The sequence below is a fragment of the Siccirubricoccus deserti genome, from assembly GCF_014283215.1.
GTDB lineage: Bacteria > Pseudomonadota > Alphaproteobacteria > Acetobacterales > Acetobacteraceae > Siccirubricoccus > Siccirubricoccus deserti.
Map to the genome: position 1 here is coordinate 1 of NZ_JACOMF010000058.1, position 18,384 is coordinate 18,384.

The window sequence follows — 18,384 nt, forward strand, 5'->3', positions numbered from 1 at the left end:
AACATGCTGGTCAGGACGGGCGGGCGCGAGCGCACCAAGGGCGAGTGGCGGGCGCTCCTCGCCTCGGTGGGACTACGGATCACGCGCCTGCTACCAACAGGGATGACGGTCGGCCTGATCGAGGCGGAGTTCGCCTAAAAACCTCGTTTTCTAATCGGGCTTCCAGTTCAAGCACCGAAGTGGAGGCTGACCGCTGCCGAGGTCATGGTTCTCTTCGGGGTCGGTGTGGTCTGCCCCATGATAGGGGTCAGCGGTGTGACGCCGCGATGTTTGCAACGGCCTGATCAGGCGGGGTACGCCGGAGCGGTCAACGGGCTCTGCGCGGTCGCCTCCACCCACCGTTCCGGCAGAGACAGCCTCTACGCCGGAGCGGAGCCTGGATGGTGGCGTGCGGGACAGGCCAGTTGGGCCTCCTCGCGCGTCCACCAGAACTCGGTGCCGTCCACCCAAATTCAGCGGAAAATGACAGCGATCTTACGCGCGACCGCGATCCGCTCTTTTTGGCGCCAATCCGCTGCATCAGGCGAAGGCCCCACTTAGAGCCTTGCTTGCTCTAGTGGAACCCTGAGCAAGCCCACGCGCTCCAGTTGGTTACGACATTGATACAGGAAGTGGCCGATGAGAAGATACGAAGCCGGCGGTATGGCACGAGATACGTTGACGGCTTGTCAGGCGGCTCTGCTGGAGTACGGCAGGCGCCTCTCTCGATGGGACTGCACCCAACCGCAGCTCTTTGCCCTCCTCGCGCCGCGCCAGTTCTTGCTACGGACTACCGGGGTGTCGTGACGCTCGTCGCAGCGTGGAGCAAGCTGCGGCGCGTGGCCCGTTTCACCTGAAGGCGATAACGTTTCATCCTCTTGTGAATCTGCTAGCGGCTGGATCATCAAAAACGATGCCTGCGGTGCACTTCTTCAGCGCCATTCCCATTAAGGGGAGGTATGCATGTCACGCAAGCTGGCGGCGGAGTTTCTTGGTACGTTCTGGCTCGTCTTTGGTGGCTGCGGCGCCGTGGTGCTAGCCGCCGCCTTTCCCCAGATCGGCATCGGCCTGCTAGGTGTCAGCCTTACCTTCGGCCTGACGGTTCTCACCATGGCCTACGCCATCGGGCACATCAGCGGCTGCCACCTGAACCCCGCCGTGTCGCTCGGCTTGGTCGCCGCCTGCCGGTTCTGCGCAGTGGAGGCGCCGGGCTACATCGCCGCGCAGCTCATCGGCGCGATCGCCGCGGCCTTCCTGCTTTACCTGGTCGCCTCCGGGCAACCGGGCTGGGACCTCGCCGCCAAGGGCCTCGCGGCCAACGGCTTCGGCGACGCCTCGCCGGGCAGGTATCCGCTGGTAGCGGGCTTGGTGATTGAGGTAACGATGACCTTCTTCTTCGCACTGGTGATCCTCGGTGCAACCGCGGCGCGAGCACCGGCAGGCTTTGCTGGCCTTGCTATCGGGCTCTGCCTGACGCTGATCCACCTAATCTCGATTCCGATCACCAACACCTCCTTCAACCCGGCTCGCAGCACTGGGCCGGCGCTGGCGGTGGGTGGGCTCGCGTTGCAGCAGCTCTGGGTGTTCTGGGTGGCGCCTATCGCCGGCGCATTAGCGGCCGGGCTGCTGCACCGCTGGCTGTCGGCAGAGGAAGCGTCTGACATGGCGGACACCTCCGCCGCACCGCGCCGCGCCGCCGCCTCGCCCGACGAGGCGCTCGCTCCCATGCTGGCACGTGAGCCACGCTGAGACCTGCGGCGTTAGCAGGAGGTCGGCTGTCGCTCGGAACGCGCCTGTTAGGCCAGTGACTGGCGCGCACTCTAATAAGACCCCTATGGAGAAATCGTGTGTCGAAGACTCCGGTCGATACAGGCGCAATTCTCAACCCGAGGCGGCTCGGCACGCTGTCGGCCACAGGCCTGCTCGATAGCCCGGCCGAGGAGGCGTTCGACCGCTTCACGCGCCTCGCAAGGGCCGTCCTGGATGCCCCGTTGGCCCTGGTCTCCCTGGTGGACGACCGCAGGCAGTTCTTCAAGAGCGCCCAGGGGCTCCCGGAGCCGTGGGCGAGTTGCCGTGAGACACCGCTGTCGCACTCCTTCTGCAAGCTGGTGGTCGTCAACCGGGAGCCGCTGGTGGTCTCCGACGCCCGCACCGACCCGCGCGTGCGCGACAACGGCGCCGTCGCCGACCTCGGGGTGATCGCCTACCTCGGCGTCCCGCTGCTCCTGAACACCGAAGTGCTAGGCAGTTTCTGCGTGGTCGACACGAAGCCCCGCGAATGGATGCCACGGGAGGTCTCCATGGTGCGCGACCTCGCGGCGGCGGTCGAGGCCGAGATTGCGCTCCGCGCCGCGACGGAGCGCGCGACACGCCTCGCGCAGGCCGCCGACCAGGAGCGACGGGAGAAGATTACCTTACTAGACTCGATCGGTGACGGCGTCTACGGCGTCGATGCCGAGGGCAGATGCACCTTCGTTAACAGAGCCGCCCTCGAAATGCTCGACTACGCGTGCGACTGCGTTCTTGGGCACGACATGCACGCGTTGATCCATCACACTCGCCCGGACGGGTCGCCCTACCCGAAGGACGAGTGTCCGATGCTGCGCAGTGTCCGTGACGGACAGGCGGTGCGGCTCGAGAACGAAGTCCTGTGGCGCCGTGACGGCACACCGTTCGCCGCCGAATATTCGTCCTTCCCAATCCTCAACGGAGGCGCAGTGGTCGGGAGCGTCCTCACCTTCTCCGATACCACCCGCCGCCAGGACGCGCACAAGCGCCTGTCTGTGCAATATGCCGCCAGCCGCGCGCTGGCGGAGGCGACCGACGTGCAGGACGCGCTGCCGCGCGCTCTCGCGGCGATCGGCACCGGCCTGGGATGGGAGGTGGGGGTTTTCTGGGCCGCCGAAGCCTCCGGGGAGGCGCTTCGCTGTGTCGCGACATGGTCGTCGCCGACCGTTTGCGCGGAGGAGTTCCTCCGAGCGGCGGAGGCCCTCTCATTCGCCCGTGGGGAAGGGCTGCCTGGGCGCGCATGGATGAGCGCTGAGCCGCTGGTTGTATCTGACCTCCTGGAGGACGCGGGCTTCGTGCGGCGGAAGACGGCCGTGGATGCTGGCCTCCACGCCGCTTTCGTGTTTCCGGCTGTGGCGGAAGCTGAGGTCATCGGGGTGGTGGAGTTCTTCATGCGGGCGCCGCTGCGCACCGACCCCTCCCTCCTGCTCTCCGTTGCAACTCTGGGCGGGATGCTCGGGCAGTGCCTCCGGCGAAAGCGGGCCGAGGAAGCGCTCTCAGCGGCGAAGAAGGCCGCGGAGGAGGCGAACCAATCGAAAAGCCAGTTCATCGCGAATATGAGCCACGAATTGCGCACGCCACTCTCCGCCGTGATCGGCTACTCGGAGATGCTCGAAGAGGAGGTGGCGGACATGGCGGGCGGCGCGGTGCTGCTTGGTGACCTGCGCAAGATTGAGAGCAATGCCCGGCACCTGCTATCTTTGATCAACGACGTGCTTGACCTCTCGAAGATCGAGGCTGGCAAGATGGAAGTACAGCTCGAGGACTTCGACGCCTGCCATCTTGTCGAGGAGGTGGCGGCTACTGTGCAGGCGCTAGTCGAGAAGAAGGGAAACCGGTTGGAGCTTGCTGTCGGGCCCGATCTCGGCGCTATGCACTCGGATCCCGTGAAGCTCCGCCAGTGCCTGATTAACCTACTTTCCAACGCCGCCAAGTTTACCGAGGATGGACAGGTCACCCTAGCCGGCCGGCGCTGGCGTGATGATTCGGGTGTCGAATGGGTGGAGTTCCGCGTCGCCGACACAGGCATTGGGATGACGCCCGAGCAGCTCGGGCGGCTCTTCCTGCGGTTCACTCAGGCCGACGCTTCCACCACGCGCCGCTTCGGGGGTACCGGGCTCGGCCTAGCAATCACCAAAGCCTTCTGTGCGCTGCTTGGGGGCGACGTCGCAGCGGACAGCGAGCCAGGCCAGGGCACAATCTTTGCCGTCCGTCTGCCCGCCGACCTGCGCAAGATCCGCACGCCGGACGACGATCCGGTTGTGGCCGCACGGGAGGGAACCTCCGAGAGGAAAGAGTACCAAGAGGACGGAGCGGCAGGCCTGGTGCTGGTGGTGGACGACGACCCCGCCACGCGCGATCTCTTAGCCCGCTTTCTCCAGCGCGAAGGTTTCGCCGTCCGCTGCGCCGCGGACGGCGCGGCGGGCTTGGCCATGGCCCGGGAACTGCGCCCGACCGCTGTTCTGCTCGACGTGATGATGCCGCGGATGGACGGCTGGGCTGTGCTCTCCGCCCTGAAGGCCGACCCGGAGTTGGCCGAGGTGCCGGTGGTGATGGTGACCATTGTGCAGGAGAGGGGGCTGGCCTTCTCGCTCGGCGCTTCAGACTACCTCACCAAGCCGGTGCGCTGGGAGCGGCTGAAGGAGGTGCTCGGCCGCTACCGCCCGCAGCCCACCTCGCCTAGCGCCGCGTTGGTAGTGGAGACCGATCCCCAGGGGAGGGGCGAGCTGCGCCGGCTGCTCGAAGCCGAGGGCTGGGCTGTGGCCGAGGCCGTCGACAGCTCCACCGCGCTGCACCTTCTTGATACCTCCGATCCGCACCTGCCGGGCCTGTTGCTGGTTTCTGTGCAGCCGCCGGGTGATGACGCCTTCGCCTTAATCCAGGAACTGCAGCGCCGACCTCAGTGGCAGGCAATTCCCATCATCGCACTAACAGGCGGCGACGTGGCGCCGGAGGAAATCGAGCGCCTGCGCGGCCAGGTCCGCCGCATTCTTCCCGCCGAGGCGGAGCCGCCGGTGGAGCTGGCCGAGGAACTCCGCCGCATTGCCGTAGCGCGGCGCGGCGCTGCCGCGCTCGCCAAACTGACACAATCATAGGAATTCGCCGCCATGACCAAGATCCTGCTGGTGGAGGACCACGAGGAGCTGTGGGACTTCCTCTCGCGCCGCCTGCGGCGCCGCGGCTTCGACGTCGTGCTCGCTCATGACGGGCAGGAGGGGGTGGAGAAGGCGCGTGCCGAGCTGCCCGACATCATCCTGCTCGACATGAACCTGCCGGTGATGGACGGCTGGACCGCTGCCCGGACGCTGCGCGGCGACGAATCTACCGCGCGCATCCCGATCATCGCGCTGACTGCGCACGCGATGTCGGGCGACCACGACAAGACGCTTCAGGCCGGCTGCGACGACTACCACCCGAAGCCCGTGGACTTCTCGCGCCTACTGACACAGATCGACGCGGCGATGCTGGCTGGTGAAGACCGCGCAATGGAGCGAGATGGGAGAGGCTGAGGGCGCGACGCGGAGGCGTCCCATTTAGCCGGCCGCCCATCCTCCGCAGAGCTTGCGAGCGGGGTGGCGAAGTCCGGCCCGCACCAGAGCGCTGCCGCCGCGATGAGGACGGCCGGCGGTGAGGCCGTCGTGCGCTGCGGCCGCTGCCGGTACGGCGGCGAGAACGCCAATGATAACCGTTGGACGCGGTTGCTCGTCCTTCTGATTGCCGGGCGTTAGCGGCTGCCACACCGTGTGGTTCGCCCCACAGACACCCTCACCTCCGGCAACCTCCTCAATGCTGTGAGCGTTGCATGTACGGCGCTCGCTCCATTTCCGGGTGCGTGGCAACCCATGCATACGGGCGGTGACGATGAGAACGGACGACGACAGAGGCGTCATCTCGGCGAGCTTACCGGACCGGCAGCGGGCAACGGTTATGCCACCGGCGGCAGGTGTGCCAGCCTCAGGCCTCGTTACGCTCTGCGCTGGGGCGATCGTGGTCGCGGCGCTATATTTTGGCCGAGACCTGCTGGTGCCTCTGGTGCTGGCAGTGCTGCTCGCCTTTGTGCTGGCGCCTGTAGCGCGGGCGCTGCAGCGGTGGCTACGGTTGGGGCGTGTGCTCTCGGTCGTGGTCGCTGTGGCGCTCGGTTTCGCGGTGATACTTGGCATCGGCCTGGCGGTGAGCGGCCAAGTGGCGCAGCTCGCGGCGAACCTGCCGCGCTACCAGGCGGCAGTGCGGGCGAAGCTGGACTCGCTCCGCCATGGCGAGATGTTGCAAGCGGTGGATGGACTGCTGCGCAGCTTTGACATCGGCGGCCCCGGAAACCAGACCTCCTTGCCACCGCTGGTAGTCGGCGGCGCCACGGGTTCTGTTCCGGTGAGCCCGGCAGTGGGACCCGGTGCGGCGACCCCGCTGGAGGTGGTGCTCGGCGCCGCCGAGCCGCTGCTAGCACCCTTGGCGACGGCGGGACTGGTAGTGATCTTTGTGGTCTTCGTCCTGCTCTACCGCGAGGATTTGCGCGACCGGGTGATCCGGCTGGCGGGGGCGCGCGACCTGCATCGCACCATCGTGGCGCTGAACGACGCGGCCTACCGCCTTTCCCGCTACTTCCTGGCGCAGGTCGCGCTGAACGCCAGCTTCGGCCTGTTCATCTCCGCCGGGCTGTGGCTGATCGGGCTGCCAAATCCGGTGCTCTGGGGCATTCTGGCCGGGCTGATGCGCTTCGTGCCTTTCGTCGGCACGCTTATCGCTGTGGTGCCGCCTGTGCTGCTAGCGCTGGCGGTGGATCCGGGCTGGTCCCTCGCGTTGTGGGTGCTCGGGCTGTTTCTGATTAGCGAGCCGCTGATGGGACAAGTCGTCGAGCCGCTGCTCTACGGCCACTCAACCGGGCTATCGCCGATCTCGGTAATCGTCTCGGCGACCCTCTGGGCCTTCCTCTGGGGGCCGATTGGGCTGCTTCTGGCGGTACCACTCACCGTCTGCCTTGTGGTTCTGGGGCGGCATGTGGAGCGTCTGGAGTTCCTGGAGGTGATGCTCGGCGACCGCCCACCGCTGCGGCTCGAGGAAAGCTTCTACCAGCGCGCCTTGGAAGGCGATGCTGACGGGCTAGTGTCCCAGGCGCGGCGCCAGCTGCGTGAGGGGAACGGAGCGACGCTGGCCGGCTATGTCGACGAGGTGGCCCTGCGCGGTCTCGCTCTGGCCCAGGCGGATTGGTCGCGTGAGGTGTTGGATCCGAAGCGGACGGAGGTCATCCGCCGCCAGGTAGAGGTGCTGCTCGATGATCTTGTTGACACGCAGGATGCCTCGTCGAACGCCGACACCTCCGTCTCTGCTGCCACGGTGCCAGAGACGTGGCGGCACGAGGGGGCGGTCCTCTGCGTTGCTGGTCAGGGACCGTTTGATGAGCTCGCCGCATCAATGGCCGCACAGGTTCTGCGCGGCCACGGCTTCGGCGGACGCGTGAAGCCAAATGCGGCGCTGGATGCGGCTCAGATTGAACAGCGGCTGGATCCAACGCGGGTGCGTCTGTGCTGCCTTTCGGTCCTGGAAGGGGGGAGCAGCGCTGCAAGTGTGCGCTACTTCCTGCGCCGCCTGCGGCGCCACCTGCCCGAGGCGCGGACGGTGATTGCACTTTGGCACGCTGCGTCAGACAGTCCGATGCTGGCCGCGCTGAGGGCCGAGGGACCAGGCGAAACCGTCGTCACCTCAATGGGCGAAGTGGTTGCCCTGTGCCAGGCTGCATCGGCCGCGGCCGCTACGGCGGCGCACGCCGCGCAGGAACGGGGGACAGCAGAAGCAGTTGCGGATGCATTGACCACAACCCCATCCACGGACGGCGGCAAAGACGCACGGCCAGAAGCGGCGCCAAACGGCTCTGACCTTAAACCAACCCCAATGGCCTGTGCCTCACGAAAGGACTCCCCGACACGACGGCGATGAGATCCAAGCTGGCAAGCAACGGAGCCTCGCCATAAGTCAGCCGCTTCCCTCCGTCCTGACTATGATAGGCCGGCGCTGCGCGTCCTATCGCGGCGATTGAGGGACGCCAGACATTCGCGGCGGCTACTGGCGGTGGCGGCGATCGAGGCGGGGGCCGGTGCCCTCTAATTACAGTGTGGTGCGCTGGCGGTTGGTCGACCTCGGCCAGTGGCTGTGGGAGGAGTTCCGCATCTCATTGTCCAAGTAGACGCTGAGCCGGGAACTGCGCGCGATGGGTATTATTCTCCGGTGGACCCGCCCTGGCTAATCCGGTCTACGCGCGGCGTGGCGCAATTAGCGCGTCCAACACGACCGCGCCCCGCGCGCGCACGAGGAATGGGTTGATCTCAACAACGTCGATGGCATCGCGATGCCTTGCTGCAAACTTCGAGACGCGGCATAGCGCCTCCACCAGCGCTTCCCGGTCGAGCGCCGGTCCGCCGCGCCAACCAGCGAGCAGCCGTGCCGAATGGACCGAATTGATCAGCGCGTCCGCCCGTTCCGGCGTCAGCGGCGCCGAGGCGAAGGCCACATCCCCAAACAATTCGACCGACACACCGCCGAGCCCGAACATGACCATTGGCCCAAAGACTGGGTCGCGCTGCACGCCGATGATGGTCTCGACACCATCTGTGACCATCGGGGCGACCAGCACACCATCGAGCCGTGCCGCGGGCTTCGCCGCCCGCGCGCGCCGCATGATTTCGTCGAAGCCCTGCGCGACTGCCGTGACGTCGGCCAGATTCAACATCACGCCGCCGACCTCCGTCTTGTGCGGGATGTCGTCGGACAGGATCTTGAGCGCGACCGGAAAGCCGAGCGCCGTTGCCGCCTCGGCGGCCTCGGCGGCCGTCAAGCATACCCGCTCCGGCAGCACTGACAGGCCGGCGCCGGCAAGTAGCGCCTTCGCTGCGGCTTCGTTCGTCGCGGAGAGGTCGAGCGGGGGCCCAGGCCCGATCGCAGGCGGTGCCGCGGCCGCCGCCTGCAGCACGCGGATGCGGGCGGCGCCAAGGATCGCCCGCACGGCGCGGGTCGGATCCTCGAAGACCGGGACACCCAAGACATTCAGCCGCTGCCGGACCTCCTCCACACTGGTCATGACCGCGACGACCAACCGGTCCGGAAAGCTCCGTCGCAACGCCGTTAGCGCTTCCTCAAGCGGCGGGAAGCGCGCAACGTTCCGCCCGATATGCGCGAGGTAGAAGATGATGGCGCCAAGCTGGGCACCCTGCATCATCGCCTGGCTGATGTCCTCGAAGACATGCATCCGGCCGCCGAGCTGCGCGGTTGTATCGACGGGGTTTCGGCCGCCGGCGACGGGCTGGATCTCCCGGATCTGCGCCAAAACCTCGGGCGGCATCGGCGGCACGTCCAGCCCTGCCTCGATGCAGGCATCCGCCATCAGAACGCCGATGCCGCCCGAGACGCTCAATATGCCGACACCAGAGGAGGGCGGCAGCGGCGCAATGGCACAGAGCTGCGCGACGTCGAGCAACTCCTCAATTGAAGAGACACGCCAAGCGCCGCATTCGCGGAACACCGCATCGATGATGCGATCCTCTCCGGCCAGGGAGCCGGTATGCGTCGCGGCAGCGGCGGCGCCGACCTCGGTGCTGCCGACCTTCATGATGATGACCGGCTTGCGCGCTGCAGCCGCTTTCAGCAGCGCGCGCCGCAACCCGTCGCCATCCCTGCACCCTTCCAGCGAGGCGCAGATGACCGCTGTGCCGGGATCCTCCGCTAGATAGTCGATGGCCGCGGCAACATCGATATCGGCCTCATTGCCGGTGGCGATGGCGCGGCTGATGCCGATGCCGCGGAAGCCGGCGACCGCGTAGATATGCGAGCCATAGGCGCCGCTCTGGGTGGCGATGCCGACCTTGCCCGGCCCCGGCTTGGCAGTCGCCAGCAGACTGGAGAAGGTGCCGAAATAGCCATCGGGTGGGCTGATGCTGCCGAGACAGTTCGGCCCGGTGATGCGCATGCCGGTGCGGCGGATGATCTCCACCACGCGCTCCTGCATGACGACGCCCTCGCCGCCCTCCTCGGCGAAACCGGAGGAGAGCACCTGGACATGCAGGATGCCCTTGGCCGCGCAATCCTCCAGCGCCTGCGCAACGGCGGGCGCGGGCAGCAGGACGAGGGCGCTGTCCGGCACCTCCGGCAGATCGGCGATGCTTCGCCAGGACGGCAGCCCCTGCACCTCCTTGCCGCTGGTGTTGATGGGGAAGATCCTGCCGCGGTAGCCGAGTTCCTTGAGATGGAACAGGGTCCGCCCGCCGAGCTTCCCCGGATCGCCGGAGGCGCCGATGACGGCGACCGAGCGCGGGCGGAACAGCTTTTCCAGCGGGTGCACCGACGGCGCGCTCATGCCGAGGCCTCGGCCAACGGGTCCGCGGCCAGCAGCCGCGCCTCATGGGAGGCGGTGTCGCCGTACTCGAATTCCACCATCAGTAGGCGCTTCGCCAGGCGCGAGGCCGGCAGTTCCTCCGTCATGCCCATGCCGCCGTGCAGCTGGATGGTCGTGGCGGCGAAGCGGCGGCTGGCCGGGCCCAGGTACAGCTTCGCCAGATCCAGGTCGCGATCCGGCCAGGCGCCGGGCGCAGCGACCCGGTCAAGCAGCTCTGTCACCAACGCGCGGGCATTCTCCTGCGCAACGTAGAGCTCGGCCACCTTGTGTCGCAGCGCCTGGAAGCTCGCCAACGGCGCGTCGAACTGCACGCGGTTGGACAGGTAGGCGATGGTCTGCTCGAGTAGCGCTCCCATGGCTGCCACGGCCTCGACGCAGGCAAGGAAGGCGCCAGCGCGGAGGGCCCTGGCGGTGGCCTCGCCGACTGCCTCGCCGCGGGCCAGCAGCGTGCCATCCAGCCGCCGGTCCTCGCCGAAGTGGAGGTCGATGGTAGGGCGGCCGTCGATGCGTTCATGATGTCGTAGCGTCACCCGGTCATCGCCCCGCGGCACCAGCAGCAGGGCGGCCTCACCCTCGATCCGGCAGGTGACGAGGAAATGCGTCGGGTCCGGCGGGCAATCGATGCCGATCATCGCCCCGCTGAGCCGTGGCGCGGCGTCGGACCAGCGTGCCGCCATCGGCGATCCGGCGGCCGTGCCATGGACCGGCGCGATTGCCGCCGCGACCCGATGCGTGCCTGCCGCAATGCCGGCGAGCACTTCCCCGCCGGCACCACCCGCGCCGGCCAGCAGCAGCGGCACCACGCCGAAGGCGCTGGCGAGCGGCAAGGCCAAGGCGCTGCGCGCGCCGCCTTCAACCAGGGCGGCGACATCGCGCAGGGTGCCGCCGGCGCCGCCGGCTTCCTCCGCTACCGCAACGGCGGGCCAGCCAAGCGCCGTGATCTCCTGCCAGACCTCTGTGAGCAGGGCAGCACGCGCCTCCGGCTCAATCAGCCGTGCGAAGCGGGCGTCGCAGGCAGCGGCTAGCCTGGAGGCGGAGTCGAAGAGGTCGCCCGGCACCATCGGGGCTGCAGCAAAGGACATTGCGATCAAGATCCGAAAAGGGTGCGCGCCAGCACGTTTTTCTGCACTTCGCTGCTGCCGCCGTAGATCGTCCGGGCCCTGCCATGCAGGAAGTTGGTCAGCCATTCGACACCAGGCTCGCCTGCATTCGCCCGATCGTCGCCGGTAATGCGGAAGCGCGCCGCCACCCTTCGTCCGGTCGCGTCTAAGCCGATCTCGTCGAGCGTCTGCATCAAGTTCGACGACAGGAGCTTGATGGCGGAGGAGATGGTCCCGAGCGGCCGCTTGTGCACGATGTCCTCGATGGCGCGGCGACCTAGCGCGCGGACGCCATAGATCTCCGCCTCTGCGTGCAGCAGGCGCCGCTCGAGTGCCGCCTTCTGCGGGTGGCCGGGTTCGTCACGGAACTCCTCTGCGACCATGCGGCGGGTGCGGGCCAGCAGGCGCAGCAGCGGCGCGACATTGGCGCCCCCGAGCCGCTCATGACTCAGCAGGAACTTGCCATAGGCCCAGGCCTTGCCCTCCTCGCCGATGCGGTTCGCAACGGGCACACGGACATCATCGAAGAAGACCTCATTGACGTTGTGCAGGCCGTCGATAGTGCGGATGGGGCGGACCGTCAGGCCTACCGAGTCCATCGGGATCAGCAGCATGGTGATGCCATCCTGCTTGCGCGTGCCCCGCGCGGTGCGGACCAGCGCGTACATCATGTCGGCCTCATGCGCGCCGGTGGTCCAGATCTTCTGGCCGTTGACGATGTATTCGTCGCCGACGCGCTCCGCCTGGGTCTTGAGCGAGGCCAGGTCGGACCCAGCGCCCGGCTCAGAATAGCCCTGGCACCAATGCACCTCGCCGCGGATGATGCCCGGCAGAAAGCGCGCCTTCTGCTCCACCGTGCCGAACTCGATCAGGACCGGCGCGATGTGGCGAAGCGCCTGATAGGGCTGCGTCGGGCAGTCGCATTCGGCCAGCGTCTCATCGAAGATGTGGCGTTGGCGCAGGTCCCAGCCCGTTCCGCCATATTCGATAGGCCAGTTCGGCGCCCCCCAGCCCTTGGCGTAGAGGATCTTTTGCCAAGTACACATCTCGTGGCGACCGACCTTCTTCAGCCGCGTCACCGCCAGCCGCAGCTCCGGCGGGCACTGCGTCAGGGCGAAGTCGCGGACTTCGGCACGGAATGCCTCGTAGTCGATCGAGGCGCGGCGATCAGCATGCATGTTCTGCTCCTGCGGCCCCGGCCTATTGCACGGTGATGTTGGCGGTGCGGAAGACTTCGGCCCATTTCACCAGCTCTCCGGCGAGGAAGCGTTCGAAGGCGTCCGATGGCATGGCTTCGGGGTCGAGCCCATCCTGCACGAACATCTCCCGCATCTCCGCGCTGCCGGCAGCGGCGATGATGTCCGCCTCGATCTTCCGCCGCAGTCCGGCCGGCACCGAGGACGGCACGAGAAAGCCATAAAAGGTCCGGCATTCCACGTCGAAGCCGCTCTCGACCATCGTAGGAACTTCGGGCGAGATGCGGTTGCGTTGGGGGCCGGTGCTGGCGATGGCCCGCAGCTTCCCCTCCCGCGCATGCCTGATCGAGGTGGCGGAGTCGTACATGGCGTTGATGTGGTGAGCGAGCAGGTCGGTCAGCGCCGGCGCAGTGCCGCGATACGGAATATGGGTGATCTCGATACCCGCACGCAGGGCGAAGAGCTCTGCCGCCAGATGCGGCGTCGAGCCAATGCCCGAGGAGCCGAACTTCAGCGCGCCCGGGTTGGCCCTGGCATAGGCCTGCAGCTCCTTCGCCGTGGTTGCGGGTACGGACGGGTGCACGAAGAAGATGCCACCGCCGAAGGCGACGAGGGCGAGCGGCGAAAGCGCCGCTGGCGCATAGGGCATGTTGCGCAGCAATAGCTGGTTGGTGATGATGCCCGTCGATCCGATCAGCAGCGTGTGACCATCGGGTGGTGCGTTTGCCACTGCTGCGGCGCCGATGGCCGCAGCCCCGCCGGGCTTTGAGGAGATCACTACAGTCTGCTTCCAGATCTCAGCCAAGCGGTTACCGAAGGCGCGGGCGTAGCGGTCGGCGGGGCCGCCGGCGGCGTAGGGCACCACGATCTCGACCGGGCGGGTCGGCCATGCCTCCGCCGGCTGCGCCCGTGCCACCGTACCGGCACCCGCCAGCACTGCGCCGGCCAGCAATCTGCGACGTGGTGTGGTCATGGACCTGCCTCCAGCCGGATCCCGGCCTTGGTGATCACCTCGCGCCACTTCACCGATTCCGCGCGCAGGATCCGTTGCGTCTCCTCCGGCGTGCTGCCTTCGACCACGGCGCCGAATGAGGCGGTGCGGGCCAGGAAGGCCGGGTCCCGCAGCACCGCCCGGATCTCGGCATTAAGCCGATCGACGATCGGCCGCGGCGTGCCCGAACGAACCGCGATGAAACCGAAGGCGGTCACGTCGTAGCCGGGCAGGGTTTCGCCCACGCTCGGCAATTCCGGTAGCAGGGGGGAGCGGCGCGCCGAGGTGATGGCGATGCCGCGCAAGCTGCCGCGCTGGATCAGCGGCAGCAGGCTGCCGAAATTATCGAAGGAAACCGGCACCTGCCCGCCCATGACGTCGCTCAGCGCTGGGCCACTGCCGCGATAGGGCACATGAGTGAGGCTGGTCCCGGCCATGGAATTCAGCAGCTCGCCGGAGAGGTGCGGGCCCGACCCCACGCCGGCGGTGGCATAGGCGAGCCGGCCCGGCTGGGCTTTCGCCAGCGCGATGAGCTCGGCCAGCGTCTGCGCAGGCACGGCGGGGTGCACCGCGATGGCGTAGGCCGTGCGCGAGATCAGGCTGACAGGCTGGAAGTCTCGGTCGGCGTCATAGGGGATGTCCCGCATCAGGATCGGGAGCGTCGTAAGCTGCCCTGGTGTCCCGTAGAACAGCGTGTAGCCATCCGCCGGGGCGGTCGCGACGGCGAGCGCGGCAAGCGTGCCGCCGGCGCCGCTGCGGTTCTCGGCGACGACGGTCTGGTTCAGGCGCCGGAACAGCAGATCGGCAAGGCTGCGGGCCGAGCCATCGGCCGCGCCGCCCGGTGCGAAGGGGATGACGAGGCGAAGCTGCCGGCTGGGCCAGGCGCCGGCGCCCTCCTGCGCCATCGGCTTTCCCGTCCGAAAGAGACTGCTAGCCAGGCCCAGGGCGCCCAGCGCGCCGCGCCGCCGCAGCCCGCGCCCGCTGACATGATCCTCGCTGCTGCCCATGACGACCCTCCGGCAGTGTGCGTGGTCAGCGCCCCTTGAACTCCGGCTTGCGCTTCTCAAGCTGCGCCATGCGTGCCTCGCGTGCATCCTCGGTCTTCGACAGCTCGAAGGTGAAGTTCTGCTCGAAGCGGTAGGCGTCCTTGGGCGGCATCAGCTCGACGAGATTGCAGCTCGTCTTAGCATATTTGATGCCGAGCGGGCTCTTTCCGGCGATCCGCGCCGCCATCTGCATCGCCGACGGCAGGAGTTGGTCGGGCGCCCAGACAGAGTCGAGAATGCCCAAGCGGTACAGCTCGCTGGCTGGCAGCCGGTCGCCGGTGAACATCAGCCGGCGGGTGAAGGACTTGCTGAACAACTGGTTCAGCATCGCCGCGCCGCCGGCCAGGCCGACATCGATCTCGGGCATGCCGAAGACGGCCGTGTCCGAGGCCAGCATGATGTCGCAGGCCGCCATCAGCCCGAAGCCGGCACCAAGGGCTGCGCCGTTCACCGCGGCGATGACCGGCTTGGTGCATTCCTTGATGGCGTTGCCGGTCTCCCGCGTCAGCCGGTTGTGCTGCCAGTAGGCACCATGCTTGGCCGGGTCGGGCCGCTGCTTCAGGTCGGCGCCCGCCGAGAACACCTTTCCCTGCCCGGTGAGCACGACGACACGGATGTCGTCACGGTCGGTGGCCGCGTCGAATATCTCGATGAGCCGGTCGCGCATCTCCCAATTCACCGCATTGACAGGCGGGCGGTTCAGGGTGGCGACCGCAATATGGTCCGAAACTTCGAGCGTCACGACATCCGAAGACATGTTGTCCGTTCCCCCGCTCCCGGCAATGTGCCGGATGGCCGGTGCCATTTGCGGCTTCCCGACCGATCGGTCGGGAGGCTAGGGCCGTGCGTGGGATGCGCGCAAGCCGGAATCATTGGGCTGGGCGGCGGCAGGCGCACCGATTCCCTCCAGCATCATCCCGCAGAAGCGAAGCGCGATCTCGGGCGCTGGCAGCGGGCCTTTTGGGTCGTACCAGCGCGGCATCCAATTGACGGCGCCGAGGATCATCCGCCCGGCCACCGGGACGTCCAGCGCGCGGATCTCCCCGGCATCGATCCCGGCCTGCAGGATGTCGCGCACCAGTTGCTCGTAGCGGTCCCGCCAGCCGATACGTTCGCGGCGCGCGCGGATCTTTGGGTCGCTCCAGAAGGTCGTGGAGGCCGCAATCCAGGCCCAGCGGTACCGTTCAAAAAACCGCGCCGTCTCGGCCACGAAGGATCGCAATCGCTCCGCTGCTGGCCGCGCTGGATCGTCGTGCCCCGCGACGTGCAGGTAGAGCGACTTCGTTATGCCGAGCGCGAGCGGGCGCAGCAGCGAATCCTTGTCGGGGAAGTAGTGGTAGAGCGTTGCCTTCGACACCCCGCATTCCTGCGCGATGTCACGCATCGACACGCCGTCGAAGCCCTTCTGGGCGAACAGCCGGCACGCCACCTCGAAGATCTGGACGATGCGCCCCTGCGGCGGCTGGTCCTGGCCGTCGAGTTCCAGAATGCCAGCCAGGCTAGCGGCATGGGCGCGTCGCTCCGGAGCCGGGCGTGGCTTCTTCGCCGCCTCACCCTTCGCACTATCCGGCGCGAATTTCGGCTCGGCGGATGACCTCGCCCCATTTCTCGACCTCGGCGCGGAGCGTGGCACCCAATTCCTCCGGCGTACTGGACACCGGCGGGCTGCTGCCGGCGGCACGCATCCTGTCATGAAGCGCCGGCTGGGCAAGAACCTTCACGAAAGCCTGGTTGAGCCGGTCAACAATCGGTCGCGGCGTGCCGGAGCGGACGCAGATAAAGTTGATCACGCCGACATCAAAGCCCGGGACCGTCTCCGCGATCGTCGGCGCCTCTGGAAGCTCCGCGTTCCGGCGGGAGCTGGTGACTGCGAGGACGCGCAGGTGCCCCGCCTGGATCAGCGGGATCATCGGGCCGTAGGAATCGAAGGACATGGTCACCAGCCCTGCTGCGACGTCGCGCAGGGCTAGGCCCGTTCCGCGATACGGCACGTGGGAGAGCCTGAGCCCGGCGCGCATGGCGAAGAGCTCCCCGCACAGGTGACTGCCGGCGCCGGTGCCCGAGCTAGCGTATGTTAGCTCCCCGGGCCGCGACCGCGCGAGCGCGATAAGCTCAGCGACACTACGCACAGGAACGTCCCGATGCACTGCGAGCACATAGGCTCCAGAGGTCAGCAGGCTGACCGGAGCGAAATCCGCATCCGGGTCATAGGGCAGGGACGGCATCAGGAAGCGGTTGGTGATGATCGGCCCCGGCGTACCGTGGAGCAGCGTGTAGCCATCCGCCGGCGCCTGCGCCACGGCGAGGGTGCCGATGGTCCCGCCCGCCCCGCCCCGGTTCTCAATCACGATGGGCTGACCGAGCTCTACCCCCAGCGGCTCCGCGACCAGCCGCGCTGTCTGGTCCGACCCGCCGCCCGGGACGAAGGGCACCACTATTCGCACAGGGCGAGTCGGATAGGCTTGCGCGGCTGCGACCGAGGGGCACAGCGCCGCCGCGACAAGACTGCTGACGCTAAGCAGGGCGGCGCGCCGGGTGGGGTTTCCTGAGCGGGTCATTGTGGCGTTCCCTCCTTTGGTTCCGTACCTGCCTGGCTCGGGCTGGCGGTATTGCTGTCTGCTGGCGAGTTCACCCCGGATGGCTGATGATCTCTGTTAGGCTGTAGGGGCTGCACGTGGGTTGCTGAATGCCTTCCTGCGCCGGCGGTGCGATGCGTTGATGATCAGGCACGTTATGGGGAGCGACAAGAGATCGGAGTGCCGCGCTGCCTGGCATGGAGCGGCACGGCAAGGATGGTACCGTCAGCTGCTTTCGAAAATCCCTGCTGTTCGGCAGCCTGGGTCTGGCGCTGCCAGGCTCCGGCCGCCGCACCTCATCGGCGCAGCTGAGCGACCTCTCCACCAGGTCGGGCTTGGCCAGGCTTCGCTCAATGGCGCGCGAGGCCATCCCGTGGTGGCTTGCGGAAGCAGTGGGATGGATCAGATGCCAAACATGATGGATCACCGGACATTAAGCAGATGTCTCGGCCACATCGCCGTGCCCTCATCACTGGGGCCACTGGCGGCACTGGCAAGGCCTTTGCGGAGGCCGTGCCGGTGGCGACTGGCCTGCTGCTGGCTCGGCAGAACGCCGAGGCGCTGTCGCAAATCGTACAGGACCGGTGGCGGCCCGGGCGCCGGATGGTCAGGCCGGCTGGTAACCGGGCTATGGATCCTGGCAGAGACGCGGTGGCCGCAGCGGCCGAGGACTTCGCGGTGCACCTACTCATGTGCAATGCTAGGCGGGGTCCTTCAGCGATTTCTTGGATGCCGAGGAGGCTGCGCTGCGCGGCACTGTCTCGGTAAATGTCATGGCGCCACTGGTGCTGCTGCACCGCTTGCTACGGGGCATGTTGGCACGCCGGGGCGGCTGGGCGACGGGCCGAGGTAATCGTTATCTCGAGCGGAATGGCATTCTACCCGGCGCTGCGGCTGGCGACCTACGCTGTGCCGAAAACATCCAGCTGTTTCTGGCCGAGGCGCTTACTGCGGAACTCGACGGGGCTCCTATCGACCTGTTGGTGCTCTGCCCGCCCGTGACCATGAGCAACGTCGCGGAACGGTCGGGTTATGGGCCGAACCTGCCCGGGGCGCAGCATCCCTTCAAAGCGGGCGCGCAGCATTGCAGGCGCTGGGGCGGCAGCGGACTCTGGCCTTGAGACTGATCTGCGGCAGCATACTTATGTTACCCGCTTCGATGCGGGCAGGGCTGCCGCAGACCATCTCGCGGTTCGTGCAACGGCGTGGCGGGGCTGACCAGCGGAAGTCCAGACCCCCATGACGCAGCTGCTGCACGGCGATCCTCAGGCAATGGCTCCGCTGATCTTGACGCTGCGGCTCGATGCCGTCGCACAGGCACGGTTCGA

The 18,384-nt window shown here is 67.4% G+C and carries 13 protein-coding genes; 5 read left to right on the top strand and 8 right to left on the bottom strand.

Annotated features, from left to right (window positions below; translation table 11 throughout):
• Positions 1-942 precede the first annotated feature (942 nt).
• The 4 genes from aqpZ to H7965_RS24755 all read left to right on the top strand — a co-directional run bounded on the left by aqpZ (position 943) and on the right by H7965_RS24755 (position 7,698).
• A complete protein-coding gene (gene aqpZ, locus H7965_RS24740; protein ID WP_186773240.1) occupies positions 943-1,728 on the top strand; it encodes an aquaporin Z in 786 nt (261 codons plus the stop codon).
• A gap of 98 nt (positions 1,729-1,826) precedes the next feature.
• Positions 1,827-4,862 carry a response regulator gene (locus H7965_RS24745; RefSeq protein ID WP_186773241.1) on the top strand — a complete coding sequence of 1,012 codons (3,036 nt, stop codon included), beginning with the start codon at positions 1,827-1,829 and terminating at the stop codon, positions 4,860-4,862.
• Positions 4,863-4,874: 12 nt separating this feature from the next.
• A complete protein-coding gene (locus tag H7965_RS24750) occupies positions 4,875-5,276 on the top strand; it encodes a response regulator (protein ID WP_186773242.1) in 402 nt (133 codons plus the stop codon).
• A gap of 418 nt (positions 5,277-5,694) precedes the next feature.
• Positions 5,695-7,698, top strand: coding sequence for an AI-2E family transporter (locus H7965_RS24755; protein WP_261394373.1), 2,004 nt, complete (start codon positions 5,695-5,697; stop codon positions 7,696-7,698).
• A 313-nt stretch (positions 7,699-8,011) separates the two neighbouring features.
• Here the strand turns inward: H7965_RS24755 and H7965_RS24760 are convergent, their stop codons facing one another.
• From H7965_RS24760 to H7965_RS24795, 8 genes are all read right to left on the bottom strand, one after another.
• On the bottom strand, positions 8,012-10,108 hold the full coding sequence (locus tag H7965_RS24760; protein WP_222440797.1) for an acetate--CoA ligase family protein: 2,097 nt from the start codon (positions 10,106-10,108) through the stop codon (positions 8,012-8,014).
• Positions 10,105-11,229: an acyl-CoA dehydrogenase family protein gene (locus tag H7965_RS24765; protein ID WP_186773244.1), complete on the bottom strand. Its 1,125-nt coding sequence runs from the start codon at positions 11,227-11,229 to the stop codon at positions 10,105-10,107. The genes H7965_RS24760 and H7965_RS24765 overlap by 4 nt, the downstream gene beginning before the upstream one ends.
• 5 nt (positions 11,230-11,234) lie before the next feature.
• Complete coding sequence (locus H7965_RS24770) at positions 11,235-12,425, bottom strand: acyl-CoA dehydrogenase family protein (protein ID WP_186773245.1); 1,191 nt, start codon at positions 12,423-12,425, stop codon at positions 11,235-11,237.
• A 22-nt stretch (positions 12,426-12,447) separates the two neighbouring features.
• Positions 12,448-13,416, bottom strand: a complete 969-nt coding sequence (locus tag H7965_RS24775; RefSeq protein WP_186773246.1) for a Bug family tripartite tricarboxylate transporter substrate binding protein — start codon at positions 13,414-13,416, stop codon at positions 12,448-12,450.
• Entirely contained in the window at positions 13,413-14,339 is a 927-nt protein-coding gene (locus H7965_RS24780) for a Bug family tripartite tricarboxylate transporter substrate binding protein (protein WP_186773247.1), read from the bottom strand. The genes H7965_RS24775 and H7965_RS24780 overlap by 4 nt, the downstream gene beginning before the upstream one ends.
• A 127-nt stretch (positions 14,340-14,466) precedes the next feature.
• Positions 14,467-15,237, bottom strand: coding sequence for an enoyl-CoA hydratase/isomerase family protein (locus tag H7965_RS24785; protein WP_186773248.1), 771 nt, complete (start codon positions 15,235-15,237; stop codon positions 14,467-14,469).
• A gap of 78 nt (positions 15,238-15,315) precedes the next feature.
• Entirely contained in the window at positions 15,316-16,113 is a 798-nt protein-coding gene (locus tag H7965_RS24790; protein ID WP_186773249.1) for a TetR/AcrR family transcriptional regulator, read from the bottom strand.
• A complete protein-coding gene (locus tag H7965_RS24795; RefSeq protein WP_186773250.1) occupies positions 16,043-17,038 on the bottom strand; it encodes a Bug family tripartite tricarboxylate transporter substrate binding protein in 996 nt (331 codons plus the stop codon). Before H7965_RS24795 ends, H7965_RS24790 begins: the two co-directional genes overlap by 71 nt.
• Positions 17,039-17,781: 743 nt before the next feature.
• Between H7965_RS24795 and H7965_RS24800 the strand changes: the two genes are divergently transcribed.
• A complete protein-coding gene (locus H7965_RS24800; RefSeq protein WP_186773251.1) occupies positions 17,782-18,177 on the top strand; it encodes an SDR family oxidoreductase in 396 nt (131 codons plus the stop codon).
• Positions 18,178-18,384 lie beyond the last annotated feature (207 nt).

What these genes read in the sequence shown, in the direction of transcription:
- aqpZ (WP_186773240.1), top strand. Translation starts at nt 943, where the DNA reads ATGTCACGCAAGCTGGCGGCGGAGTTTCTTGGTACGTTCTGGCTCGTC.
- H7965_RS24750 (WP_186773242.1), top strand. Translation starts at nt 4,875, where the DNA reads ATGACCAAGATCCTGCTGGTGGAGGACCACGAGGAGCTGTGGGACTTC.
- H7965_RS24755 (WP_261394373.1), top strand. Translation starts at nt 5,695, where the DNA reads ATGCCACCGGCGGCAGGTGTGCCAGCCTCAGGCCTCGTTACGCTCTGC.
- H7965_RS24760 (WP_222440797.1), bottom strand. Translation starts at nt 10,108, where the DNA reads ATGAGCGCGCCGTCGGTGCACCCGCTGGAAAAGCTGTTCCGCCCGCGC.
- H7965_RS24765 (WP_186773244.1), bottom strand. Translation starts at nt 11,229, where the DNA reads ATGTCCTTTGCTGCAGCCCCGATGGTGCCGGGCGACCTCTTCGACTCC.
- H7965_RS24770 (WP_186773245.1), bottom strand. Translation starts at nt 12,425, where the DNA reads ATGCATGCTGATCGCCGCGCCTCGATCGACTACGAGGCATTCCGTGCC.
- H7965_RS24775 (WP_186773246.1), bottom strand. Translation starts at nt 13,416, where the DNA reads ATGACCACACCACGTCGCAGATTGCTGGCCGGCGCAGTGCTGGCGGGT.
- H7965_RS24780 (WP_186773247.1), bottom strand. Translation starts at nt 14,339, where the DNA reads ATGGCGCAGGAGGGCGCCGGCGCCTGGCCCAGCCGGCAGCTTCGCCTC.
- H7965_RS24785 (WP_186773248.1), bottom strand. Translation starts at nt 15,237, where the DNA reads ATGTCTTCGGATGTCGTGACGCTCGAAGTTTCGGACCATATTGCGGTC.
- H7965_RS24795 (WP_186773250.1), bottom strand. Translation starts at nt 17,038, where the DNA reads ATGACCCGCTCAGGAAACCCCACCCGGCGCGCCGCCCTGCTTAGCGTC.